General features: G+C 74.4%; 25 protein-coding genes. 4 read left to right on the top strand and 21 right to left on the bottom strand.

From position 1 onward, the window contains the following. The first annotated feature begins 92 nt into the window (after window positions 1-92). Window positions 93-716 (top strand): hypothetical protein, encoded by a 624-nt coding sequence (locus H9657_RS08985; RefSeq protein WP_191782527.1) that lies wholly within the window; start codon window positions 93-95, stop codon window positions 714-716. A gap of 30 nt (window positions 717-746) precedes the next feature. Here the strand turns inward: H9657_RS08985 and H9657_RS08980 are convergent, their stop codons facing one another. Together H9657_RS08980 and H9657_RS08975 are read right to left on the bottom strand one after the other, a co-directional pair. Continuing rightward, a complete protein-coding gene (locus H9657_RS08980; protein WP_191782526.1) occupies window positions 747-1,400 on the bottom strand; it encodes a LuxR C-terminal-related transcriptional regulator in 654 nt (217 codons plus the stop codon). After that, window positions 1,397-2,725, bottom strand: a complete 1,329-nt coding sequence (locus H9657_RS08975) for an ATP-binding protein (RefSeq protein ID WP_318241390.1) — start codon at window positions 2,723-2,725, stop codon at window positions 1,397-1,399. The genes H9657_RS08980 and H9657_RS08975 overlap by 4 nt, the downstream gene beginning before the upstream one ends. Before the next feature lie 147 nt (window positions 2,726-2,872). On the opposite strand from H9657_RS08975, the gene H9657_RS08970 reads away from it, so the two are divergent. Together H9657_RS08970 and H9657_RS08965 are read left to right on the top strand one after the other, a co-directional pair. Continuing rightward, window positions 2,873-4,318, top strand: coding sequence for a PspC domain-containing protein (locus tag H9657_RS08970; RefSeq protein WP_191782522.1), 1,446 nt, complete (start codon window positions 2,873-2,875; stop codon window positions 4,316-4,318). Next, window positions 4,315-4,716 (top strand): hypothetical protein, encoded by a 402-nt coding sequence (locus tag H9657_RS08965; protein ID WP_191782520.1) that lies wholly within the window; start codon window positions 4,315-4,317, stop codon window positions 4,714-4,716. The genes H9657_RS08970 and H9657_RS08965 overlap by 4 nt, the downstream gene beginning before the upstream one ends. 128 nt (window positions 4,717-4,844) lie before the next feature. Here the strand turns inward: H9657_RS08965 and H9657_RS08960 are convergent, their stop codons facing one another. The 19 genes from H9657_RS08960 to H9657_RS08870 all read right to left on the bottom strand — a co-directional run bounded on the left by H9657_RS08960 (window position 4,845) and on the right by H9657_RS08870 (window position 22,880). Beyond that, a complete protein-coding gene (locus tag H9657_RS08960) occupies window positions 4,845-5,318 on the bottom strand; it encodes an aromatic ring-opening dioxygenase LigA (RefSeq protein ID WP_191782518.1) in 474 nt (157 codons plus the stop codon). Between the two features lie 246 nt (window positions 5,319-5,564). Further along, entirely contained in the window at window positions 5,565-6,710 is a 1,146-nt protein-coding gene (locus H9657_RS08955) for a glycosyltransferase family 4 protein (RefSeq protein WP_191782516.1), read from the bottom strand. 8 nt (window positions 6,711-6,718) lie between these two features. After that, window positions 6,719-7,138 (bottom strand): DUF3817 domain-containing protein, encoded by a 420-nt coding sequence (locus H9657_RS08950; RefSeq protein ID WP_318241389.1) that lies wholly within the window; start codon window positions 7,136-7,138, stop codon window positions 6,719-6,721. 55 nt (window positions 7,139-7,193) lie between these two features. Then, entirely contained in the window at window positions 7,194-8,795 is a 1,602-nt protein-coding gene (gene guaA / locus H9657_RS08945) for a glutamine-hydrolyzing GMP synthase (RefSeq protein WP_191782515.1), read from the bottom strand. A 10-nt stretch (window positions 8,796-8,805) separates the two neighbouring features. Continuing rightward, the gene (locus H9657_RS08940) at window positions 8,806-9,225 is read right to left on the bottom strand and encodes a hypothetical protein (RefSeq protein WP_191782513.1); all 420 of its coding nucleotides are present in this window, start codon (window positions 9,223-9,225) and stop codon (window positions 8,806-8,808) included. 22 nt (window positions 9,226-9,247) lie between these two features. Further along, entirely contained in the window at window positions 9,248-9,841 is a 594-nt protein-coding gene (locus H9657_RS08935) for a hypothetical protein (protein WP_191782511.1), read from the bottom strand. Further along, entirely contained in the window at window positions 9,838-11,232 is a 1,395-nt protein-coding gene (locus H9657_RS08930; RefSeq protein ID WP_191782509.1) for a hypothetical protein, read from the bottom strand. Before H9657_RS08930 ends, H9657_RS08935 begins: the two co-directional genes overlap by 4 nt. A gap of 179 nt (window positions 11,233-11,411) precedes the next feature. Further along, window positions 11,412-12,521 carry a hypothetical protein gene (locus tag H9657_RS08925; RefSeq protein ID WP_191782507.1) on the bottom strand — a complete coding sequence of 370 codons (1,110 nt, stop codon included), beginning with the start codon at window positions 12,519-12,521 and terminating at the stop codon, window positions 11,412-11,414. 38 nt (window positions 12,522-12,559) lie between these two features. Next, on the bottom strand, window positions 12,560-14,077 hold the full coding sequence (locus H9657_RS08920; protein WP_191782505.1) for an OmpA family protein: 1,518 nt from the start codon (window positions 14,075-14,077) through the stop codon (window positions 12,560-12,562). Between the two features lie 104 nt (window positions 14,078-14,181). Then, window positions 14,182-14,412 (bottom strand): hypothetical protein, encoded by a 231-nt coding sequence (locus H9657_RS08915; protein ID WP_225214961.1) that lies wholly within the window; start codon window positions 14,410-14,412, stop codon window positions 14,182-14,184. 61 nt (window positions 14,413-14,473) lie between these two features. Then, window positions 14,474-15,166: a LuxR C-terminal-related transcriptional regulator gene (locus H9657_RS08910; RefSeq protein ID WP_191782503.1), complete on the bottom strand. Its 693-nt coding sequence runs from the start codon at window positions 15,164-15,166 to the stop codon at window positions 14,474-14,476. Beyond that, complete coding sequence (locus H9657_RS19640; protein WP_191782501.1) at window positions 15,163-16,398, bottom strand: sensor histidine kinase; 1,236 nt, start codon at window positions 16,396-16,398, stop codon at window positions 15,163-15,165. The genes H9657_RS08910 and H9657_RS19640 overlap by 4 nt, the downstream gene beginning before the upstream one ends. Continuing rightward, window positions 16,385-17,266, bottom strand: a complete 882-nt coding sequence (locus H9657_RS08900; RefSeq protein ID WP_191782499.1) for a type II secretion system F family protein — start codon at window positions 17,264-17,266, stop codon at window positions 16,385-16,387. Before H9657_RS08900 ends, H9657_RS19640 begins: the two co-directional genes overlap by 14 nt. Next, window positions 17,266-18,189 (bottom strand): type II secretion system F family protein, encoded by a 924-nt coding sequence (locus H9657_RS08895; protein WP_191782497.1) that lies wholly within the window; start codon window positions 18,187-18,189, stop codon window positions 17,266-17,268. The genes H9657_RS08900 and H9657_RS08895 overlap by 1 nt, the downstream gene beginning before the upstream one ends. After that, window positions 18,186-19,487: a CpaF family protein gene (locus tag H9657_RS08890; RefSeq protein ID WP_191782495.1), complete on the bottom strand. Its 1,302-nt coding sequence runs from the start codon at window positions 19,485-19,487 to the stop codon at window positions 18,186-18,188. Before H9657_RS08890 ends, H9657_RS08895 begins: the two co-directional genes overlap by 4 nt. 3 nt (window positions 19,488-19,490) lie before the next feature. Further along, a complete protein-coding gene (locus H9657_RS08885; protein ID WP_191782493.1) occupies window positions 19,491-19,856 on the bottom strand; it encodes a pilus assembly protein in 366 nt (121 codons plus the stop codon). Continuing rightward, complete coding sequence (locus H9657_RS08880) at window positions 19,856-21,409, bottom strand: AAA family ATPase (RefSeq protein WP_191782491.1); 1,554 nt, start codon at window positions 21,407-21,409, stop codon at window positions 19,856-19,858. The genes H9657_RS08885 and H9657_RS08880 overlap by 1 nt, the downstream gene beginning before the upstream one ends. A 5-nt stretch (window positions 21,410-21,414) precedes the next feature. Next, the gene (gene cpaB, locus H9657_RS08875; protein WP_191782489.1) at window positions 21,415-22,110 is read right to left on the bottom strand and encodes a Flp pilus assembly protein CpaB; all 696 of its coding nucleotides are present in this window, start codon (window positions 22,108-22,110) and stop codon (window positions 21,415-21,417) included. Next, entirely contained in the window at window positions 22,107-22,880 is a 774-nt protein-coding gene (locus H9657_RS08870) for a hypothetical protein (protein WP_191782487.1), read from the bottom strand. The genes cpaB and H9657_RS08870 overlap by 4 nt, the downstream gene beginning before the upstream one ends. A 210-nt stretch (window positions 22,881-23,090) precedes the next feature. On the opposite strand from H9657_RS08870, the gene H9657_RS08865 reads away from it, so the two are divergent. Further along, window positions 23,091-23,444 carry a DUF192 domain-containing protein gene (locus H9657_RS08865; RefSeq protein WP_191782485.1) on the top strand — a complete coding sequence of 118 codons (354 nt, stop codon included), beginning with the start codon at window positions 23,091-23,093 and terminating at the stop codon, window positions 23,442-23,444. Window positions 23,445-23,448: the final 4 nt, after the last annotated feature.

The following is a 23,448-nucleotide window of genomic DNA, read 5'->3' as shown; positions in this document are numbered from 1 at the left end:
CGCCGGGGACGCCACGCCCGCACGGCCGGAGCGGTAGCCTCGCGCAGGCACGACCCGGACGAAGCCGCACGAGACGGGCAGGACGGCACACCATGACCGGCACCGACCACCCCACGGACGCGACGCTCGACGTCACCGCACTCGTCGCGCGGGCCCGCGCGGCCGCCGGCCCCGACGGGCGGGCGGCCGTCGGCGGCATCGCCGACTGGGAGACCTTCCCCTTCGAGCGGGAGGGGCTGCGCCTGCGCGCGCTGGAGGACCCGGTGGTCCCGGAGCCGCCCCGTCACGACGAGGACGCCGCGACCTGCTCGCGCTGCGCCCTGCCCGACGAGGTCTTCGCCTGGACGGACGGCACGTGGCGGCTCAGCGCGCGGGGTCCGGTCAGCGTCCCGACGTTCGTCCTGGACCCGCGCACGCACGTCGACCTCGGCGACCTCGACGACGACGCGGCGGGCGACCTGGGCCGGATGATCGTCCGCGTCGAGCGCGCGCTGGCCGCCGTGCCCGGCGTGGGACGCGTGCACGTCCACCGCTGGGGTGACGGCAACGGGCACCTGCACGTCTTCTTCTTCGCGCGGCCCGACGGCATGGTGCAGCTGCGCGGGCTCGTCATGCCCCTGTGGACGCACCACCTGCCGGCGCTGCCCGACGACGAGTGGGACGCGATCGTCGCATCCGTCGTCGCGGCGCTGGACGCGGGCACCGCGCGGGGCTGACCCCCGCGGCCGGCCGGCGAGCCCGACGGCTCACAGCAGCCGGCGCGCCGCCGCCCACCGGGTCAGCTCGTTGCGGTTCGACAGCTGCAGCTTGCGCAGCACCGCCGACACGTGGGTCTCGACCGTCTTCACCGAGATGAAGAGCTCGGCCGCCACCTCCCGGTAGGTGTAGCCGCGCGCGATGAGCCGCATGACCTCGCGCTCGCGCGCCGACAGGCGGTCCAGCTCGTCGTCGCCCGTCGCGATGTCACCCGCGGCCGCGCCGAACGCGTCGAGCACGAACCCCGCGAGCCGCGGCGAGAACACCGCGTCGCCGCCCGCCACCCGCAGCACCGCGTCGGACAGCGCCTGCGGGTCGATGTTCTTGGTGACGTAGCCGCGCGCGCCGACGCGGATGACGGCGACCACGTCCTCGGCCGCGTCCGAGACCGACAGCGCGAGGAACCGGGTGCCCGGCACGTCGACGCACCGCCGCACGACCTCCGCGCCACCACCGCCGTCGCCACCGGGCAGGTGCACGTCGAGCAGCACGACCGGTGGCTTCAGCTCGTGCACCACCTGGACGGCCTCGTCGACGGTCGCCGCCTCCCCGACGACACGCACCCGCCCGTCGAGGGACGCCTTCACGCCCGCCCGGAACATGTGGTGGTCGTCGACCAGCACCACGTCGACCTGCTCGCTCACGCGTCGCGCTCCTCGTCCTCGTCCGCCGACCTGCCCGACCCGGCGCCGCCGACGGGCATGCACAGGTGGACCTCGGTGCCCCGCTCGGGGCTGCTCGTCACACGTGCGGTGCCACCGCGGCGCCGCACGCGTCCCATGATCGACTCCCGGACGCCGAAGCGGTCGGGACCCACGCCGTCGAGGTCGAACCCGTCGCCCCGGTCACGCACGAAGACCTCGACCGACTGCGGCCCGACCTCCAGGTACAGCGACACCGGGGGCCGCCCGTGCACGACCGCGTTGACGAGCGCCTCGCGCGTGGCCTGCAGCAGCGCGAGGGTGTCCGGCTCGGGCACGCGGTCCCCCACGACGACGAGGTCCACCGCCACCGGCTCCCCGCCGGGTCCCGAGCGGGAGTCCTCGACCTCGGCGACGACGGCCCGCAGCGCCGCCACGAGCGACGTGCCCGGCTCGTGCCGGTCGTCGTAGAGCCACTCGCGCAGCTCGCGCTCCTGCGCCCTGGCCATCCGCGCGACCTCGGCCGGCTCGTCGGCCCGCGCCCGGATGAGCGCGAGGGTCTGCAGCACCGAGTCGTGCAGGTGCGCCGCGATGTCGGCGCGCTCCGCCTCCCGGGCCCGCGCCGCGCGCTCGTCGCCGAGCGCGCGCACGAGCCGCACCCACCACGGCGCCATGACCAGCCCCACACCGAGCAGCACGGCGAGCGCGGCGATGCCGGACTGCACCAGCAGCATCGGCTCGACGCCCTGGCCGACGACCTGCCCGGCGACCAGCAGCACACCTGCCGCAGCGAGCAGCCCGCCACCGATGAGACGCAGCACGCTGATGCGCCGCCCGTCCTGGCGACCGTGCTGCAGCGCGTCGAGCTGGCTCCACGCGAGCGCGACGCCGACGAGCACGACCAGCACGGGCAGGGACCAGGCGGCGTCGATGCGTGCGCCCAGGCGCACCGCGACCAGCACCACGGCCGTCAGGACCAGCAGCGCACCGAGCGCGAGCTCCGCCCACGGCACACGGCGACCGTCGGCGCGCAGGGTCTGCCGCCGGGCCAGACGCTGCAGCGCGCTCGGACGTCCCGAGGCAGCCGCGGCCGCCGGGTCCCCCACCGGCACGACGAGCCACCAGAACAGGTAGAGCGCGACACCGACCCCCGCGACGGGGACCAGGACGACGAAGAGCACGCGCACGAGCGCGACGGGCAGGTCGAGGTGCGCGGCCAGCCCGGTCGCCACGCCGGCGAACCAGCGGCCGCGCTCGGGTCGACGCAGCGGCAGCCGGGTGCGCGGGGGCGCGCCGGGATGCGCCGGGGCGCCGTACGGGGTGGTCACGCACCGATCGTCACACGCCTCCCGACGTCCCCGGCGCACCCGGGCCGCAGTTCAGGGGTCCGGGCCACGAGATGGGGGTGCCACCCAGGGTCGGGTCAGGGGTGGTCCCCGATGTGCCGGGGGTGGCGGGCGCGTCAGGATCGAGCCATGGACACGCAGACTCCCTCCGGCGCAGACGCCGGCACGTCCGGGCACACGCCCGGCACGGGTCCCGGGCCCCTCCCGGGTCCCACACCCCCGCCCGCACCGCACGCCTTCTGGGCCGGTGTGCGGCGCACGGGGCTGTACCGCTCCGACGACCGCTGGGTCGGCGGCGTCGCCGGCGGCCTGGCCGAGCGCGTCGGCGTCGACCCGCTCCTCGTGCGGGGGCTCCTGGCCGTGACGTTCCTCGTCGGCGGGCTCGGCCTCGTGCTCTACGGCATCGCCTGGGCGCTGCTGCCGGACGCCCGGGACAACCGCATCCTGCTCGAGCGGCTCGGGGCGGGTGACGCGAACGGCGCGCTCCTGGGTGCGCTCGCGTTCGTCGTCGTCGGCCTCGCGCGCGGCGACGGCTGGTGGTGGTTCTGGGACGGCGGCAGCGCGCTGGGCGGCCTGCTGTGGCTCGCCTGCGTCGCCGGGATCGTCGCGCTCGTGGTGACGGCCGTGCAGCGCCGCAACCGCGGCACGTGGCCCCCGCCCCCGGGCTGGGCACCTCCCGGCCCCGCACCGACGGGGCACGCGAGCACGGCGCACGCGAGCACGGCCCACACGAGCACGGCCCACGCCGGCACCTCCGGCGCGCCGGGCGCGTGGGCGCAGGCGCCGACGGCCCCCCTGCCGACGTCCGCACCCGCACCCGGCGCCGCCGCACCGCCGCCGCCCCCGCCGTACGCGCCGTACGCGCCGTACGGCAGCGCTCCGGTCCCGCCGGCTCCCCCCGCACCGCCGCGTCCGCCGCGGCGCAGCGCGGACGGCGCGACCATCGGTGCCGTCGTCGGCCTGAGCGTCGTCGCGCTCGGCGTGCTGCTGCTGGCCGAGCGGGTGGGCGCCTACGACGGTCCGCTGGGGCTCACGGCCGGTGGCATCGCCCTCGTGCTCGCGGGCCTGGGCATCGTGACGCTCGGGCTCCGCGGCCGCAGCAGCGGGTTCGTCGGGTTCCTGGCCGTGGTCGGTGCGCTGGTGTGGGTCCCGACCGCGCTGGTGCAGCAGACCAGCTGGGCGGACGACGTCCGGGACTGGGAGGGCCAGGCGCGGGACGTCGTGGTCACGAGCCGCGACGTCGCGGCCACCGGGTTCGAGCTCGGCGCCGGCCGGTCCCGCATCGACCTCACGGGCGTCCCGATGGACGACGACGTGCTGCGGGTGCCGATCTCGATCGGCGTCGGGTCGCTCACGGTCGTCGTGCCGCAGGAGGCGGCCGTCGAGGCCAACGTCACGGTCGGCATCGGTTCCGCGAGCTTCGAGGTCGACGAGGACAGGCACGAGCAGAGCGGTGTCGGCCTGGGCGACCTGAGGTACCAGGACGACGACGCCGCCGCCGGCTCACCCGACCTCGTGCTGGACATCAGCTCGGGCGTCGGCGAGGTCCGCATCATCGAGGAGGTCGCACCGTGAGCACCGACGACAGCACGCAGGACGACAGCACCGTGCACGACAGCACCGTGCAGGACAGCACCGGGCAGGACAGCACCGTGCACGACACGGCTCCGTACGCCACGGCTCCCTACGCCACGGCTCCGTCCGACACGGCCCGGTACGCCACCGTGCCGCACGACGCCCCGACGGCGGCGGCGGGCACGGCCCCGTCCCCGCAGCGCGCGGGGGTCAGGGTCGGGACCGTGGTGTGGGGCCTGATCATCGCGCTCGTCGGCGCGGGCGTCCTGCTCGTCGCCGCCGGGTACACGATCGACGTGCAGCTCGCCGCGATCGTGCTGCTCATCGCGGCCGGCCTCGGCCTGATCCTCGGGCCGCTGCTGCAGGGGCTGCGCCGCAGCCGCACCGGCGGCGCGTGAGCCCGTCGCCCCGTCGGAGGGACGGGGCGACGTACGACCGAGGGCCGGTACCCGTGACGGGTACCGGCCCTCGGTCGTGCTCCGTGCGGTCCGGCGTGCGGACCGCGGTGCGACCCGAGCGCAGTGGCTCAGACGGCCTGGGCGACGGGGGCGGCGCCGATCGGCGTCTCGACCCGCACGGCGATCCGGCGCAGGGCCTCACCGGTGACGATGAAGACGACGCCGAGGCCGAAGACCAGGAGACCGACGCCGAAGGCGACGACCGAGGTGAACAGCGAGGCCCGCAGGAAGGAGCCGTTCATGACGGTCGCGCGGACCGGGTCCTCCTTGTCGAGCTCGGCGTACGTCTTGCCACCCGACGCGTCGAGCGCGTGGTGGTTGATGATGTCGGCCTGCGCCCACGCCTCCCAGGGCGTGTCGACGAGGGCGCCACCGAAGGCCGCGGCGTCGTCGGAGACGGTGATCTCCTCGGCGCGCAGGTTGCTCGACACCGCGATCCAGGTGCCTGCCCCTGCCACCGCGAAGATCACGCCGAAGACGAGGACGATGGTCGCCAGCACCTTGATGTGGGCCGGCTTGTTCTGGACTGCTGCGTTCGACATCTCGATCTCCCCGATCGGTTAGGACTGACCCCCGCAAGACCGGAGGTCCGGCCCGGTGAGCGATGTGCTCACGTGAACAGCGTCGTCGCAGGTCGGGCCTACGGAGTGGGACCCTGGTCCCGTGGCCGCATCGCACGGCTCACCCGTCCGGGTGAACCATCCACGCTACCCCGGACCAAGGGCCCGGTGCCGGACGACATCCTGCGGCGGCGCGGCACGGTGTGCAGTCCGCCCCGCGTGCGCGGTTCAGCGCACGACGAGGGTGCGCGCCCGCGCGTACTGCGCGTCGGCGGCCGCCAGCACGTGCGCCCAGTCGAACGGCGGCGGCACCGTCGACGCGTGACGCCGCAGCCGGGCCAGCAGCTCGCGGTCGCCCGCGAGCCGCACGATCGCGTCGGACATCGCCGCGTCGTCGGCCACGAGGTAGCCGTCGACCCCGTCGGTGACGAACTCCGCGACGCCCGTGCCCGCGTGCGCCAGCACCGCCAGCCCGGCGGTGCGCGCCTCGAGCGCCGCGATGCCGAACGCCTCGAGCCGGGCCGACGCGAGGAACACGTCCGCGTCGGCGTAGGTCGCCCGTACCGCGTCGCGCGGCAGGCGTCCCCGCAGGTCGACGACGTCACCGAGGCCGGTCGACGCGACGCGCGCGCGGACGGCGTCGCGCGCCGGCCCGTCGCCGACCAGGGTCAGCCGCAGCGCCCCCGCGGGCAGCCGTGCCGCCGCGGCGGCGACGACGTCGACCAGCGGGACGGCGCGCTTGCGCGGCGCCAGGCGCATCGTGGCGACCAGGTGCAGGGGTGCCTGCGGTGCGCCGGAGGTCCGGGACACCGCCTCGCCCGGGGGCGGCGCCCACGTCGCGACGTCGATCCCGTTGGGCACGACGTCGACGCGCGTGCCGAACAGGTCGCGCACGCGCTGGGCCGCGGCACCGCTCACGGCGCTGAGCGCGGCCGGCAGGTGCCGCCAGCGGGTACGGCGCACGACCTGGCGCCCGACGCCCAGCGTGCCGTCGAGCATGCAGTGCCACGTGACCGCAGTCGGCAGGTGCAGCGCGGTCGCGACGCGCACGCCGTCGAACGCGAACGGCGACACGACACCCGCGTGCACGTGGACCACGTCGGGCCGCACGTCCTGCAGCGCCGAGCGCAGCAGCCGCGGGCCCGCGACGGGGTTGACGGGCAGGTCGAACGGCAGACGTGCGCCGAGCCGGTGCACGTGGACGCCGTCCTCGACGTCCACCACGCCCCCGCGCTCACCGCCCTCGCCGAGCGTGGCCGTCAGGACGTGGACCTCGTGCCCCGCGGCGGCCTGGTGCCGCGCGAGGTCCCCGACCTGCGTCTCGATGCCACCGGTGCGGGGCGCGAAGCAGTCGGAGACGTGGACGACCCGCACGGCGCCGGTCAGCCCTGGGGCGCGGTCGCGTCGATGCGCGCCTGCGCGTCGGCGCGCACGCGACGCTCGAGCACGAACGACATGACGGGCACGACACCCGCGGCCGCCATCGAGACCAGCCGCCCCAGGCGCCAGCGCAGGGTGGACCACAGGTCGAAGACCGTGACGAGGTACAGCACGTAGATCCAGCCGTGCGAGATCGCGACCCAGATGCCGAAGACGCCCAGCGGCTCGCCCTCGGCGTCGTACCCGCCCGTGTGGAAGACGTACTTCGTCAGCATCTCCACGCAGAGCAGCAGCAGCATCGACCCGGTGACCCAGGCCATGACCCGGTACCGCACCAGGGACCCGCGGGCCTTGCGCGCCCACACGGCGGCGTCGGGCGTACCCGGGGTCGTCGTCGGCGTGCTCGTCGGTCCGGTGCTCACGCTCGTCCTCTCGTCGTCCGTCGGCTCGGGGCGGCCGCGCACGCGACCCGCCCGCTCACTCCCACTCGATGGTGCCCGGCGGCTTGCTCGTCACGTCGAGCACGACGCGGTTGACCTCGGGGACCTCGTTGGTGATGCGCGTGGAGATCGTCGCCAGCACGTCGTACGGCAGGCGGGTCCAGTCAGCCGTCATCGCGTCCTCGGACGACACCGGCCGCAGCACGATCGGGTGCCCGTAGGTGCGCCCGTCGCCCTGCACGCCGACCGACCGCACGTCGCCCAGCAGCACCACGGGGCACTGCCAGATCTCGCGGTCCAGCCCGGCGCGCGTCAGCTCCTCGCGGGCGATCGCGTCGGCGGCGCGCAGCGTCTCGAGCCGCTCGGCGGTGACCTCACCGACGATCCGGATGCCCAGGCCGGGGCCGGGGAACGGCTGGCGCCACACGATGACCTCGGGGACGCCCAGCTCGAGGCCCACGGCGCGGACCTCGTCCTTGAACAGCGTGCGCAGCGGCTCGACGAGCTCGAACTGCAGGTCGTCCGGCAGCCCGCCGACGTTGTGGTGGGACTTGATGTTCGCGGCTCCCTCGCCGCCGCCGGACTCCACGACGTCCGGGTACAGCGTGCCCTGGACGAGGAACTTCACGGTGTCGCCGTGCGCACCGGCGTCCTCGACGACCTCGCGGGCCGCGTCCTCGAACACGCGGATGAACTCGCGGCCGATGATCTTGCGCTTCGTCTCGGGGTCGGACACGCCCGCGAGCGCGGTGAGGAACCGCTCGCGCGCGTCGACGACCTTGAGCTGCACGCCCGTGGCGGCGACGAAGTCCTGCTCGACCTGCTCGGCCTCGCCCGCACGCAGCAGGCCGTGGTCGACGAAGACGCAGGTGAGCTGGTCCCCCACGGCGCGCTGCACGAGCGCCGCCGCCACGGAGGAGTCCACGCCGCCCGACAGCCCGCAGATCACGCGCGCGTCGCCGACCTGCGCGCGGATGCGCTCGACCTGCTCGGCGATGACGTTGCCCGGGTTCCAGTCGGGCGCCAGGCCGGCACCGCGGTACAGGAAGTTCTCGATGGCCGCCTGGCCCAGCGGCGAGTGCTTCACCTCGGGGTGCCACTGCATGCCGTACAGGTGCCGCTCGCGGTCCTCGAAGGCCGCGACGGGGCTGCCGGCGCTCGTCGCGAGCACCTCGAAGCCCTCCGGCGCGGCGTGCACGGCGTCGCCGTGGCTCATCCACACGGTCTGGCCCTCGGGGCTGCCCTCGAGCACCGTGCCCGGCGTCGTGATCTCGACGGCCGTGCCGCCGTACTCCCGCTGGCCCGTCTGGGCGACCTTGCCGCCGAGCGCCTGCGCCATCGCCTGGAAGCCGTAGCAGATGCCCAGCACGGGCACGCCGGCCTCGAAGAGCTCCGGCCCGACGAACGGCGCACCGGTCGCGTACACCGACGACGGACCGCCGGACAGGATGATCGCCGCCGGGTCCTTCGCGAGCATCTGCTCCACGGTCGCCGTGTGGGGCACGATCTCGGAGTACACGTTCGCCTCGCGCACCCGGCGCGCGATGAGCTGCGCGTACTGGGCGCCGAAGTCGACGACCAGGACGGGGCGGTGCGTCGTCGGCTGGGGGGGCGTGGCGGGTTCGGGGCTCTGCGTCACGCGTCCCAGCCTAGTCCGCGTCGACGCGGGGTCCGGGGCCCGTCCGCGCGCGCAGGACCAACGCTGTGACCGCCGCCACGACGAGCACCGCCAGCGCCTGGACGGCGACGTCGAGGCCGCGCTCGCCCGCCGGCGGACCGCCGTGCTGCGCGGCGAGGACGCTCCCCCACCACGTCATGGCCGCCGCTGCGACCGCCGCCGGGCCCGCGACCAGCACACCCGCCCACGGGCGCGCACCGCGACCGGCACGCGCGACCAGCGGCGCGAGGACCCCCGCGACCAGCGGCGGGACCACGGTCAGCCACGCCATCGGCGGGAGCGTGCGCGTGGCGGTGGCGACCGCCGCGACGAGCGCACCGCCGCCGACGAGGGCGACGACGTACGCGACGACGCCGAGGGACGCACCGAGCACCACGCGACCGCGGGTCACGGCGCGCCCCCGGGCGCGGACGTCATCCCTCGACGCGGACGGACCGCAGCACCTCGTCGGCCGTCGACCCGTCGAGCTCACCGGCGGCCGCCTCCGCCGACACCGCGACGATCCGGGTCCCGTCGGGGTCGCGCGTGGTCACCATCGTCACGTCGCGCTCGTCACCGGCGAGGTCCAGCGTGCCGCGCAGCACGTGCGCGAGCCCGAAGCCCTCCCACGACGCGGTGGTCGTGCTCTCCTCGGTGAAGGCGCCCGACCCGACGACCTGTGCGCGCGCGGCCTGCGCCGACGCCGCGACGGCCGCGTCGTCCACGTCCTCGTCGGTCACGGTGAGCACGACCATCGCGCGCTCGGCACCGTCCTCGACGAGCGTGATCTGCCGCGTGGTCTCGGACAGCTCGCGCTCGACCGCGTCGACGCCCTCCGGGACCAGGATCGAGACGCCGTCGAACGACGTGCGCTCGGCACCCGCGAGGTCCGCGACGGGCTCGATCACCTCGTCGCCCTGCGGGGCCGCCGCCGTCGGCGTCGCGTCGCCCCCGCCCGAGCCGCAGCCCACGAGGAGGAGCCCTGCCACGACCGCGGCGCCGGCCAGCCGGCCCCGCCTCCTCGTCATGCTGCGCACGCCGCCCAGTCCTTCCATCCGCTTCTCCCCAGGTAGAACGCGTCGGTGCTGTCGGACGACGACGTCGACGCGCCGAGCTCGAAGCCTAGGCCACCGATCGCGGGCGCCTTGAGCGACAGCGCGGCGTCGACGAGGTTCTGGTTGCTCACGTCCAGCAGCTGGGCCGTGATGTCGCCGCTGCGGCGTGCCTCCGCGAGGATCGCCGGGATCGCCACCTGCGGGGTCACGGCGCCACCGGTGGCCGCCGACATGACACCCAGCCCACCGAGCGCCGCGAGCACCTTCGAGCGGTTGGCGTCCGTCACGTCGAACGACGCCGACATCTGCACGCCCTTGCCGCCCGACCCGTCGAGCGGGAACCCGGCGAGCTGCGTGAGGGCCATGGCCCCCTCCGCCGTGGCCGCACCGTCGAACGACACCCCGGTGACCTTGCCGGACTTGTCGACGGTCGTGGAGACGACCATCTCGATGCCGGCGCTGCCGCCGGCGCCCTGGCCCCAGTTGCCGTCCGAGGACGACAGACCGAGCTGCACCGCCGCCTCGGCGTCGAGCGTGACGCGGTTGTAGACGGTCACGTCGTTCGTCTTGTGGTCGACCTCGAAGCCCATGGCGTTGCTGATGTCCACGGAGCCCGAGCCGCCCGCGAGGATGCCCCCGGCCGACGCGCTCGCGTTGCCCGAGACGCCGCCCTCGTAGTAGGTCGAGTTGGGGCTGCTCGGCGGCTTGTAGTCGTAGCCCGTGACCTTGTCGATGAGCCACCCGCCGACGTCGACGCCGATGCCGATGGCCGGGTTGCTCGAGCCGAGGACGCCCTTGGCGCCGGACTTCACGAGCTCGCGGTGCACGTGGTTGACGAACTTGTCGACGTCGTCCTTGCTGTCGAAGTCGTACTGCAGGCCCACGCCGGCGAACAGCCCCGCGGAGACGGACGCCGACAGCTCCAGCGAGCCGCCGTAGTCGCCGATCTGCAGACCGCCCTTGGCCTCGCCGGCCGAGAGCACGGCGTCGATGCCGCCCTCACCGCTGACCGTGACGCGGTACGTGCCGTCGCTCATCTTCTCGACGACCATCGTGCCCTCGGTGCCCAGGTCGATGAACGCGATCGAGACCTTGCCGTTGATCTGCTCGGTGTCGGTGCTGACGGTGCAGGCGTCCTCCGGGATGCGGTCGCCGTCGGCGTCGACGGGGCCGGACTCGGCGCCGCACGTGGTGCCGAACGCCTCGCACAGCCGCGCGGCGATGACCTGCCCGACCGGCGTGGCGCCGACGATGATCGAGCTGATGATCGCGATCACCACCAGGACCACGCCGAGGTACTCGACGGTTGCTGCACCGTCGTCACCCGACGCGCCGCGGACGACCCGCGACCTCCATCTCGACATGTCCCCACCTCCGTACGAACGACTGTGAACGTCACGCTAAGGGCACCCCGCGCACGGGGCATGGGCCCGTGAACCTCGCCCGGACCTGCACCGGCATCCGGGTGAGGCCCTGGGGCCCACCGCCCCGGGACCGAGCCGGACGACGCGCACCCGTGCGGGTGACGGCCGTCCGGGTGGCGTCAGGACACCGTGAGCCGGGTGTCCACGAGGAACCCGCCGATGCCCGACGGCGGCACGAAGGGCGGCGGCGGCGGGGGCGGCGTCGGGCTGGGCGTCGGCTCCCCTGGTGAGGGGGTCGGCTCCGGGGTGGGCGACGGCACGGGCGGCGGCGGCGGCGCACTCGTGCGGCACGTGCCGCCGATGCGGAAGCCCAGGCGGCTGCCCGAACGGCACACGCCGCCGCGCAGCACGAGCTCGGCGCTCGCCACCGACTCCTTGCGCGTCGTCGTCTCGGGCACCGTGTCGTGGTGGCGCACCCGGACGGTCACCCGCGCGTTGGCGGGGTCGACGTCGATCGCGACGAGCTCGGCGTCGTTGGCCCTGGCGTACCGGTCGGCCGCCGACGTCATGCTCCCGGAGGCCAGCGAGCCGAGGTCCGTGCCCGCGAAGGCCCAGAAGCTCGCGGGGTCGGACGAGCCGACCGCGGCGTCGAAGGCGGATCTCAGGTCGAGCCGCCAGCGGTCGACCGCGGCGAGCGCGGCCGCGTCGGCGGCCGTGCGTGCCTCGCGCTCGTCGTTCGCGGCCGAGCCGACCATCCGGATGAGCAGGAGCGCGAGGACGACCACCGCGACGACGGCCGGCACCAGCATCACGTTGACGGCGCCCCGGTCCGAGCCCAGCGCCTCGCGGAAGCGCAGCGGCATGGTCTCGGGCGGCCCCGGCTGGACGAACAGCGTCGCGACGACCGCGAAGCCGACCCAGACGACCAGGTCCCGCAGCATCGCCCACGACCCCGGGGCGACGCCCACGATCACGCTGGCCACGACGCCGAGCAGCAGCTGGGCCGACCACGCCGTCACACCGGCGACGACGGCGGTCGGCAGCAGCTCGGAGCGGGTCTCGAACCCGTGCCGGCGGCGGTACGACCGCGCCACGACCACACCGACGAGCACGAGGCGGACCGCCGAGAGCACCCAGCCGATCGCGACCGACGTCGTGGGGTCCACGGCGAGCAGGACCTCGGCGAACGCCGGCATGACGAGCCAGTACAGCAGCGCGTACGTCAGCAGGTCGAGCACGACGAACAGCACGACGGCGCGTCCGTCGACCCGGTGGCCGGTCCCGTTCATGGCTTCTCCTTGCTGGGTGCCCGCGGCGGGCGCGGTGGTCAGTCCTCGACGGGGATGTCGGTGATGCGCAGGACGTCGGGGACGTCCAGCGACACGGTGTCCTGCCCGGTGTCGGGCCACACGACCGTCACCGCGATCGACTGGCCCTGCTCGACGCGCCCCTTGAGGAACTGGTCCGCCAGGATCGCGCGCTGGTCCGTCTTGCCGTCGGCGGCGGGCACCGCCACGTAGTCCGACGGGTAGACGCGCATGCCGTCGCCGAGCAGGGTCGCGGCGTTGGCGCCCGCGACCTTCGAGTACAGGGACAGGCCGCGTGCGGCGGCGCGACCGGTCACGGCCGAGCCCAGCACCCCGTCGACCCCGCCGCCGCCGGCGGAGGTGCGCGTCAGGACGATCGTGCCGACGAGGTGCCCGCTGCGACGCACGACGGACTCCACGGCGGCGTCGTAGGTCGCGTCGCGCACGGTGACGGCGACCGGGTCGTGACCGGTACCCGTGGCGCCCGTCGGCTCGGGCGGCGGCGCCGTCGTGCCGGCGCCGACGAGCGCGGCGGCCGGGGAGGTCGCGGTGAAGCGGATCTCGACCCGCCGGTTCGCGGCCCGGGCCTCGGGGCTCGAGCCGGCCGCGATCGGCTCGGTCTCGCCCTTGCCCTCGGTGACCAGCGTGAAGGCACCGCCGAGGCCGGCGCCGAGCCGCTCCGCGACCGAGGTCGCGCGCTTCTGCGAGAGGTCGAGGTTGTACGCGTCCGAGGCGGCGTCGTCGGTGTGTCCGACGACCCGCACCTCGCCCGCCTGGGCGGCCTGCGCGATCTGCGCGGCTGCGGCGTCGACGCGCGCGGCGGCGTCGGTCGTCAGGACGAACTCGTCGGTCGCGAACAAGACGTCGGACGCGAGCGTCACGGTCGTCTCCTCGCCCTCGACGGAGGTCGTGGCGCTGTCGTCGAACGCCACCGTGAAGGCGTCGAGCGAGTGGACCGGGTACTGCGCGCCGGCCGTCAGGCCGACGTCCTCGGGCGTCGTCGCGCCCGCGTCGGCGTCCACGACGGGGACGTCGGTGACGAGCCCGAAGAACGGGAACAGCACGTCGACGCTCTCGACACCGGGATCGGCGAAGAACGACTCCGTGCGCTGCGTCGTGCCCGGCATGAGGACCGTGGGCTTGACGCGCGGGTAGACGCCCGCGTCGTTGCCCGACAGCCAGACCTGCGAGCTCTCGAGGTCCACGAGCCGGATCCCGCCGACGTCGGAGATGCCGGCGTCCGCCGACAGGAGCATGTTGAGCACGACGTTCGCACCGGCGGGGGCGTCCTCGGCCATCACGTAGTCGACGGTCAGGAGCCCGATGCCGTCGGCCACCTGCAGCGGGTGCACCGTCAGCTCGACGGGCGCCCCCGACACCTCGACCTCCCGGGTCACGGCACCGTCCACGTCGTCAGTCGGTGCCGCCGACGTCGCCTTCCCCGTCGGCGACGGGGTCGGACCGGGGGCGTCACCCGTGCAGCCGACGAGGAACAGTGCCAGGACGGCGGTGAGGGCCGGGAGGGTCACGCGGTGCACTCGGGCTCCTTGGGGTGGAGATGGGAGCGGGCCGGGCGCTCGGTGGCGCCCGGCCCGGTCACCGTGGTGGCCGTCGTCCCCGCCCTGCGGGGTGCGACTCCAGGTCAGATGGAGGCGATCTCGTCCTTGATGCGGTTGATGATCGTGTTGCCGAGGTCCGAGGACGTCGCGGCGGCGATCACGAGACCGACGATGATCACGACGGCGACGATGATACCGACGTACTCGACGGAACCCTGGCCGCGGTCGTCCGTGCGGACCTTGTCGAACAGACCGGTGACGGCGCCGGCGACAGCGATGCGGGCGGCAAGGGCGTGACGGGTGATGTTGTCCACGATGGCTCTCCTTGGGAGGAGGGGCTGTGCGCCCCGGCTGGTCGGCTTGACGTGGACAACGCTACGGACGGGCCACATGCCCAGCGACCGGCCCAGGACCCATCCCGGTCCCAATCCCTGCTGGGCCCGCGGGCCCAGTGCCGAGCCACATGGCGATGGCCTGCGCGCGGTTGGTCACCCCCAGCTTCGAGAAGATCCGGTTGATGTGGTTCTTGACCGTCTTCTCGCTGAGGAACAGCTGCCGGGCGATCTGGGTGTTCGTGAGCCCCTGGCTGACGACGTCCATGATCTCGGCCTCGCGCTCGGACAGGCCCGAGCGGACCTCGGCACCGCCCGTCAGGGGCGCCGGCGAGGCGGGTACGGGCGCCGCCCAGGGCTCGAAGCCCGACATGACCCGACCGCCGGCGAGGCAGGTGCGGATCGCCGCACCGATGCCCTGCGGGTCGAGGGACCCGTGGACGATGTAGCCGGACGCCCCGTTGCGCATGGCGTCCGCGACGGAGGCCATGTCGTCGGTGTTCGTCAGCATGAGCACGATCGCGTGCGGGACGATGTCCACGAGCGCGCTCAGACCGTCGCGCTCGGGCATCCGGACGTCGAGCAGCACGACGTCGACGTCGCCCTGCTGCGCCCGCGCCACCGCGAGCGCCCCGTTCGCCGCCTCGACGACCTCCTCGACGTCCGGCAGCTCCTCGAGCGCCGCGCGGACCCCCAGCCGGATGAGCCCGTTGTCGTCTGCCACCAGGACCCTCACGGAACCTCCACCTGTGCGCCGACCGCCCCGTCCGGGACGACCTCCTCCACGTCGAGGTCCGTGCGGAGCACGACCTCGGTCCGCAGCCCGCCGCCGGGCGGCGTGCTGCGTCGTACGGACCCGCCGCGCTCCTGCGCGCGCTCGTCGATCCCGCGCAGCCCGTAGTGGCCGGACTCGCCCACGGGGACGTGCTCGGGGTCCGGGATCCCCCGCCCGTCGTCGACGACCACGAGCCGCACGGTGTCGCCGTCGAGCGTGACGGCGACGTCGACCCGCCGCGCCGCCGCGTGCCGCCGGACGTTCTCCAGCAGCTCCAGGACGATCGCGCGCAGGTCGGACGCCACGGGCGGGGGGATGTCCTCGACGGCCGGGGCCACCCGGACGGACGTGCGCACGCCCGTGCGCTCCGACCAGTCGCCGACCGTCGCGGTCAGCTCCTCGACCGGGCTCATCTCGGCGCGCCGCAGCTCCCCCAGCGCGACGCGGGTGTGCGTGTGCGCGGTGGCGCACGACTCGGCCAGGCGGCGGGCCAGCGTCACCGTGCGCGGGTCGGCGCCGTCGCGCACGAGACGGTCGACGAGCGTGCGGCCGAGCATGGTGGCACCGGCCAGGTCGCCCGCGACCGTGTCGTGCAGCTCGCGCGCGATGCGCACCCGCTCGAGCGTGGCGGCGCGGCGCATCTCACCGCTCGCGGCACGACGTGCCGCGGCCTCCTGCGCCCGCAGGGCGCTGCCCAGCGCGTTGCCGGCCCACGCCATCGCGAGCACACCGACGGCGCCGGTCACCACGACGAGCCAGCTCAGGCCGTCCGCCGTCCCCTGCGCGCCCAGCAGGACCATCGCGACGGGGAGCGCCATGAACAGCGCCAGCCGCGTCCCGACGATCACCGCGAACAGCGCGACCGTCGCCGCGGCGTAGACCATCATCAGCTCGCCGGGCAGCAGGACGAGCAGCACCACGGTGACGACCAGGTCGCAGGCGAGCAGGATGCCCGACCGCGAGAACAGCTCCCCGCGCTGCTCCCACGAGCGGGCGGGCATGACCGAGAACAGCATGGCCAGGACGGCGATGCCGGCACCGAGCAGACCGACGCCGCCCTTGACGACGCCCGAGACGATGCACACCACCAGCACCGCGAGGCGGACCTCGCTCAGCAGCCGGACGACCCGCCCGATCGCCAGGTGGTCGGAGCGCTCCGCGACGTCCGCCGCGGAGCGGTCAGAAGAGGTCACCGAAGGTGTCCATGTTCGCGAGGAGCACGGAGGCGACGATGAGCAGCAGCGCTCCCGGCACGATCGTCATGGTCACGACCAGCGAGACCTTGGGCGCGGCCTTCGCTGCCGCCTGGCGGACGCGCTGCGCGTGGTCCTTGCGCACGTCGGACGCGATGTCGTCGAGCGCGCTCGCGAGCGGGACACCGAGCTCCTCGGCCTGCAGCAGGGCGGTGACGAAGGCCGCCACGCCCTCGGACCGCGTGCGGTCGCGCATGGCCACGAACGCCTGGCGGCGCGACACTCCGACGCTCATCTCCTGCAGCGCGGTGCGCATCTCCTGCGCCAGCGGACCGTCGTGGAACTCGCACACGCGCTCGACGGCCTGCCGGAACCCGAGACCCGCCTTGACGGTCACGCCGAGGACGTCGAGGAAGTCCGGCAGCTCGATCTCGATCTGCGCCTGGCGGCGCGAGCCGGCCGTCGTCAGCCACAGGCGCATCCAGCCCGCGAGCAGGCCGAACATCAGCACGCCGATGAGCGGCTGCCCCAGGATCGCGAAGAGCACCAGCACCACGACGCCGATGACGACGAACGCCGCCTGCCGGCGCAGGTAGACCGTGAGCGTCACGCCGTCGGGCCGTCCGGCGCGGCGGATCGACTCCTCGAGGCGACGCAGCCGCACGGGGCCGTACAGACGCATCGCGAGCCCGAGGAACCGGGCGCCGAGGGTGTCGAGCAGCGGGCCGAGGCCCTTCTCGCGCTCGACCGCCACGGCGGTGCGCATCTGCTCCTCGACGTCCTCGAGGCCGGTCGTGCGCAGCATGCGCAGGCCGGAGATGCCCACGACCGTGAGCAGGGCGGCCGCCAGCCCCAGCAGGAGGCCCATCAGAACTTGACCTTCGTGATCTGGCGGATCATGACGAACCCGACGGCGAACATGATGGCGGCGAGCACGACCGTGATCTGACCGGGGAGGGTGCCGAGCATGGTGTCCAGCGCGCCGGGCTGCAGCATGTTCATCACGACGACGGCGAACGCGCCGATGCCCGCGACCGCGTACCCGGAGAAGGTCGCGCCCGCGGTCGCGGTCGTGATCTCGCGGCGCAGCTGACGCCGCTCGTCCAGGGTCGTCGCGATGTTCTGCAGCGCCGAGACGAGCGCACCACCGGCCTTGCCCTGGATGACGAGGGTCTGGACGAGCACCACCAGCTCGCGCGACGGCAGGCGCTCCGCGAGGTGGCCCAGGGCGCCCTGGAGGGTCTGCCCGATCGCCATCTCGGAGGCCACCTGCTGCAGCTCGCTGCTCGCCGGCTCGTCCATCTCGCGTGCGGCGAGCTCGATCGAGCGACGGATGCCCAGACCGGCCTGCGCGCCGTTGGCCAGCAGGCGTGCCATCTCGGGCAGCTGCCCGATGAACTTCTCGACACGTGCCTGGCGGCGCTGCTCCAGCCAGCGGCGGAACGCCAGCACGACGAGGCCGCCTGCCAGCACGGCCGCGACGCGTCCCGCCAGCGGCAGGACGAGCAGCGCGGCGGACACCGCCGAGGCGCCCACGAGCAGCAGCACCAGCGACGGGGAGCGCGAGCCCAGTCCGGAGCCCGCCAGCAGCGACGAGAAGCGCATGCCGGGTCCGGTCGTGCGCAGCGCGGCGTCGATCCGGTCGAACGGCCCGCTGCGCGTGGAGTCGGACGCCTCGACGGCCGACAGCAGCCGCCGGCGGTGCGCGGCGTCCTCCTGCAGCACCGACACCGTGACGACCAGCAGCACCAGCGTCACGAAGAGCAGCGCGGCGATGATGAGGGGGCTCATGGCGCGACACCGCTGGGATCGTGCGGCGCGAGGGTCTCGCCCGCGCGCTGCAGCCGCAGGCGCAGCTCCTCCGGCATGGGGTGGATGACGAACCGGCCGGTGACCTTGCGGTCCGGGCCCACGGGGTCCGGCTCGAACGTCATCAGGGGGGCCAGCTGGTAGTCCTCGCGGCGCCGCGAGACGAGGGCCGCGACCTCGCGGACGCGCCGCGTGCCGTCGGACCCGCGCTCGAGGTGCACGATCACGTCGATCGCCGAGTTGATCTGGTCACGCAGCGTCGCGACGGGGAGCTCGAGCTCGCTCATGGTCGCCAGCGTCTCGAGACGACCCATGGCGTCGAGCGCGCTGTTCGCGTGCACGGTCGCGAGCGACCCCTCGTGACCGGTGTTCATGGCCTGGAGCATGTCGAGCGTCTCGCCGCCGCGGACCTCGCCGACGACGATCCGGTCGGGCCGCATGCGCAACGAGTTGCGCACGAGGTCGCGGATCGTCACCTGGCCCTTGCCCTCGACGTTCGCGGGTCGCGACTCGAGGCGGACCACGTGCTCCTGCTGCAGCGAGAGCTCGGCCGCGTCCTCGATCGTCACGATCCGCTCGTGCGCGGGGATGAGCCCGGACAGCGCGTTGAGGAAGGTCGTCTTCCCGGTACCGGTACCGCCGGCGATCATCACGTTGAGCCTGCCGCGCACGCACGCGCCGAGCAGGGTCGCCGCGCGCACGTCGAGGCTGCCCTTCTCGACGAGCTCGCCGAGGCGGTAGGGCCGCGGGAAGCGTCGGATCGTCAGCGACGGCCCGTCGAGCGCGAGCGGCGGGATGATGACGTTGACGCGCTCACCGGTGGGCAGGCGCGCGTCCACCATCGGCGACGACTCGTCGACGCGACGGTTCACCGTCGAGACGATGCGGTCGATGGTCTGGTACAGGTGCTCGTCCGACGCGAAGGTCGTGGCGACGCGCTGCACGCGTCCGAGCCGCTCGACGAACACGTCGCGCGGGCCGTTGACCATGATCTCGGTGACGGACTCGTCCGCGAGCAGCGGCTCGAGGACGCCGAGCCCCAGCGCGTCGTCGACCACGCGCTGGATGAGCACCGACCGGTCGCGCGAGGCGAGGACCGGGCCGTCGGCGGACAGCAGCGTCGACAGGATGCGCTCGAGGCGCGCGCGCCGCTGCGTCGGCTTGAGCCGTGAGAGCTCGTCGAGGTCGATCTCCTCGAGCAGCCGGTCACGGTAGTGGGAGACGAGGTCGGGCTCGTCGGACCGGGAGTCGGTCTGCTGGATGCGGTCGAGCAGTCCCATGGGTCAGCCCCTCGGCAGGATGGCGTCGCGTGTCACGACGAAGCTCGACGACGTGACGCCACGCAGCAGGACGGGCACCCGGACCTGCACCTCGACGCGGTACCCGTCGGACGGCGTGGTGAGGGCGACCGACTCGACGGTGGCCCAGTCCGGCAGCGCGCGGCGCACCTCGTGGTTCACGTCCCGCCCGAGCGACGCCGCACGGGCCCCGTCCCGCGCGGCCTGCTGCGCGGCGGACGTGACCTGCGACAGGAACACGCCCTGGACGCACACGAGCGCGATCAGGGTGAGCACGAAGACGTAGCTGACGAGCTCGATCGACGTCAGGCCCGCGTCCCGCCGGCGGGTGGCGACCTCGCGGGTGCCCATCAGCGTTCCCGCTGCACGGGGACGCTGACGGCCGCGGACATGTCGAGGCCCGGCACGAGGCTGGGTGTGCCGACGCTGACGCGCACGTCGTGCTCGCCGACGGCCACCACGGCACCGTCGCGCCACATCGGGTCGAGGCGGTCGATGCCGTCCCGGCGGGCCTGGTCCTGCGCCGCCGGCCCCCACGGGAGCAGCCCCGCGGTACGAGCGGCCTCGTGCGCGGCGTTGCGCGCCACCAGGTGTCCCGCGCCCCACGCCAGACCCTGGAAGCAGGCGAGCAGCAGGAGGAGCGCGACCCCGAACGCGATCGGGAGGTCGACGGCCGCCTGGCCCGCGTCCCCGCGGCGGGCCCGACGCCCACCGCTGCGTGCCTCGGCGAGCGCCTCGTCGACGGCCTCCTCGACCGTCCCGCCGTCGCCCGCCCGCTCGAGCAGGCGGGCACCCAGGCGCCCGGCGGCCACGTGCGCCGGCCCGGTCGCCTGCGTGACCGTCGCCGTGTTCATGGCGGACTCGAACGCGGTGCCGCCGTCGGGGACGACCGCGTGGATGGGCGTCTCGACGATCTTGGCGGCGAGCTGCTCCGTCACCTCGTTGCGGCGGTTCTGCCGGTTGAGGACGACCTGCACCGCGGACCGCTGGCGGACGACCAGCCGCTCCCACATGGCGAGCGTGCGGCGCGCCGAGCGCAGCGCGGGCAGGTCGGGCGTCACGACGAGCAGCGTCGTGTCGGCCTCCTCCAGCACGGCGGCGGTGGCCTCGGTCAGGTGGGAGCCGACGTCGATGACCGACACGTCGAACTGGAAGCGCAGCGCGTTGACGATCGAGCGAGCGGCGCGCGCCGTCATCTCCTCCTCGCGCTCACCGTCGTTGGGGGCCGACAGGAGCCGGACCCCGCCCGGCACGTCGTACGACGTCTCGCGCAGGATGCGTCCCGTCATCTCCCCCGCGATGTCGACGAGGTCGACGACCGAGCGCCGCGTGTGCACGCCGAGGTAGGCGGCCAGGTCACCGGACTGCAGGTCGAAGTCCACGACCCCGACGGTGCGGGGACCGGCGTAGGACTGCGCGAGCAGCAGGGTCAGGGCGGACGTGCCCACGCCGCCCTTCGCACCGGCGACGGCGATGACGGTGCCGCCGCGCCCACCGGTCGCGTCGGACGTCACGGCGCTGCGTGCCGCGCCGACCCACTGCGCGACGGCCTCGAGGCGGGCCACGACCTCCGCGAGGCTGGACGCCCGCGAGATCACGGACCGCGCGCCCGAGTCCATGGCGGCGGCGAGCTGGTCCGGACCGGTCTGGTCCACGAGCATGACCAGGCCGAGCAGGGGGTTCGCCGCACCGATCGAGCGTGCGACGACCAGCCCGCGCCCGCCGTCGAGCTGGTCGTCGATCACCAGCACGTCGACGTCGGGGAAGCGCAGCAGCGCGTCGGGGATCGCCGAGGCGTCGCGGACGACCTGGGCGAGGGTGATGCCCTCGGCCTCGGCCAGGATCTGGGTGTAGCGCTCCAGGGTGCGCTCGTCCCCGGAGGCGAGCAGGACCTTCGTCGACATCGCCGTCACCCCGCCTGGAACACGAGCTCGTCGTCGGACAGGACCGCGTCGTCGCCGTCGCCGCGCAGGGCGAGACGGAGCTTGACCGAGAAGCTCTCGACGTACGCGAGGCGCAGCGCGTCCTGCGACGTGAGCGCGAACGTCACGGGCACCCCCTGGGTGTTGCCGAAGTTGCCGTTGGCGTCGGAGGACTCCACGTCGCGCGGCAGGCCGACCTCGAGCACCAGGACGTTGGAGACCCAGATCTCGGAACGGGCGGGCGCGTCGTCACCGCCCTCGATCGTCGCGAGGATGTCGACGTGGTCGCCGGGCGCGACCTTGCCGGCCACACCGGTCTCGGCGTCGACGACGATCGCGACCTCCCGGTAGCCGGGCTGCACGCCGGGGCGCGGCACCAGCATGCCCTCCTGGAGCATGGCGCCCTCGGGCAGCGCCGCGGCCGCCACGAGCCCGCTGGTCTGCGCGACGTCGCCGACCGCGGTGCTCGGCAGCCAGCGCTGCGGGACCTCCACGACGTCGAACATGTCGGGCTCGACGGGCTCGAAGGCGTCGACGGCCCGGTTGAGCTGGAGGGCCTGCGTCATCGGTCCGACGCGCGAGCTGACGTCACCGACGTACACGACGACCGCGAAGAAGACCGCGATGGCACCGAGAGCCGTGATGACGAGCAGGAGAGCCCCTCGCCGCTGGCGCGGGTTCATACATGTCCTCCTGAGTGGACGGGAGCGGCGCCGGAGAGCACCGGGATCTGGCAGAAGACGCACAGCTCGCCGGCCACGTGCCGACCGCACGAGGCGCAGCGGTGGGCGGCGGCGACGACGTCCGGACGGAGCAGCGCGCCGACGGTCTCCTCGAGCGGGCGCAGCAGCACCGTCGCCTCGAACCACCGCTTGGCACCCCAGAAGGCGCCATCGGTCTCGAGCTGGATCTGCGTCGGGCCCCAGGCGGCGGCGTCGACCTCCCGCACCGGGCGCTCGGAGGCGGTCGTGACCGCCGCGATGCCGGCGGGCAGGTCGATCGACTCGGCGCGCGCGACGGTCTGCGCGGTCCAGTCCACCCGGAACACCGACCCGGGCAGGCGGCTGGCGAGGTCGAGCGACATCGACGGGCGCGGCGTGTCGAGCGCCGAGACGGACGAGAGCAGCGCGGCGGTCCGCGAGTCGTGCGCGACGGCGGCGAGCAGCGCGGGCGCCAGGCCGAGAGCGACGGGCGGCAGCATCCGCAGCGCCGCCAGCGCGACGAACGAGGCCGTCGGCGGCACCGGGTGGTGCAGCACACCGAGGCCCTCGCCACCGAGCACGAGCCGCGCCGCACGCGCGGCCTCGAGGCCGGCGCGGTCCGTGGCGACGACCAGCACGTTCTCGGCGTCCCCCAGCTCCAGGAGGCGCGCCACGACGGACTCGGCGTCGGGTGCCGCGAGGAGCGTCCCCTCGGGCACCTGACTCGCAGGGGCCAGCGCCAGGACCGTCACGTGCACTCTCCTCGCTCTGCTCGATCGCCGTCTTCGGGGGTGCGGCACGTCGAGAGTGCCCCACGACCTCGTACCGAGCACGTCGGGGTGGTCGTGGTCACCCGTCCGGACGCGTGCCCCGCCAGGACGGCGAGGAGGCGTTGGGAGGATAACGTCCGGATCATCCCGTGCGCGTGCCCCGTCCTGGGGCTGGACGGGCACACTGTGCCCGTGGGACGACTCCTGGTCGACGGTCGCGACGTCGCGGACCTGATGCTGGCCGACACGTGGGCGCGACGTGCGCGCGGCATGCTCGGCCGACGCCGCCTGCCCGAGGCGATGTGGTTCGTCGGCGAGCCCTCCGTGCACGGCGTGGGGATGACGCAGGCGCTCGACGTCGCGCAGCTCGACGCCGCGGGCGTCGTGGTCGCGGTGCACGTGCTGCGGCCGTTCGGCCTCGTGGCTCCGCGCCGGGGCGCGGTCGACGTGCTCGAGGCGCCGCTCGGCAGCTTCGAGCGCTGGGGCGTGCGCGCGGGCAGCCGCGTGGCGCGCGACGACGGGACCGGGTCCGGCCCGGGAGGCTGAGGCA

This window comes from Cellulomonas avistercoris, assembly GCF_014836445.1.
Lineage (GTDB): Bacteria > Actinomycetota > Actinomycetes > Actinomycetales > Cellulomonadaceae > Cellulomonas > Cellulomonas avistercoris.
This window is presented reverse-complemented; position numbering and strand designations above follow the sequence as displayed.

Excerpts from the sequence above, each read along its gene's own strand:
- cpaB (WP_191782489.1), bottom strand. The coding sequence starts at position 22,110 with ATGAACCCGCGCCAGCGGCGAGGGGCTCTCCTGCTCGTCATCACGGCT.
- H9657_RS08880 (WP_191782491.1), bottom strand. The coding sequence starts at position 21,409 with ATGTCGACGAAGGTCCTGCTCGCCTCCGGGGACGAGCGCACCCTGGAG.
- H9657_RS08900 (WP_191782499.1), bottom strand. The coding sequence starts at position 17,266 with ATGGGCCTCCTGCTGGGGCTGGCGGCCGCCCTGCTCACGGTCGTGGGC.
- H9657_RS08935 (WP_191782511.1), bottom strand. The coding sequence starts at position 9,841 with ATGACGAGGAGGCGGGGCCGGCTGGCCGGCGCCGCGGTCGTGGCAGGG.
- H9657_RS08925 (WP_191782507.1), bottom strand. The coding sequence starts at position 12,521 with ATGAACGGGACCGGCCACCGGGTCGACGGACGCGCCGTCGTGCTGTTC.
- H9657_RS08890 (WP_191782495.1), bottom strand. The coding sequence starts at position 19,487 with ATGGGACTGCTCGACCGCATCCAGCAGACCGACTCCCGGTCCGACGAG.
- H9657_RS08985 (WP_191782527.1), top strand. The coding sequence starts at position 93 with ATGACCGGCACCGACCACCCCACGGACGCGACGCTCGACGTCACCGCA.
- H9657_RS08930 (WP_191782509.1), bottom strand. The coding sequence starts at position 11,232 with ATGTCGAGATGGAGGTCGCGGGTCGTCCGCGGCGCGTCGGGTGACGAC.
- H9657_RS08885 (WP_191782493.1), bottom strand. The coding sequence starts at position 19,856 with ATGGGCACCCGCGAGGTCGCCACCCGCCGGCGGGACGCGGGCCTGACG.
- H9657_RS08895 (WP_191782497.1), bottom strand. The coding sequence starts at position 18,189 with ATGAGCCCCCTCATCATCGCCGCGCTGCTCTTCGTGACGCTGGTGCTG.
- H9657_RS08960 (WP_191782518.1), bottom strand. The coding sequence starts at position 5,318 with ATGTCGAACGCAGCAGTCCAGAACAAGCCGGCCCACATCAAGGTGCTG.
- H9657_RS08970 (WP_191782522.1), top strand. The coding sequence starts at position 2,873 with ATGGACACGCAGACTCCCTCCGGCGCAGACGCCGGCACGTCCGGGCAC.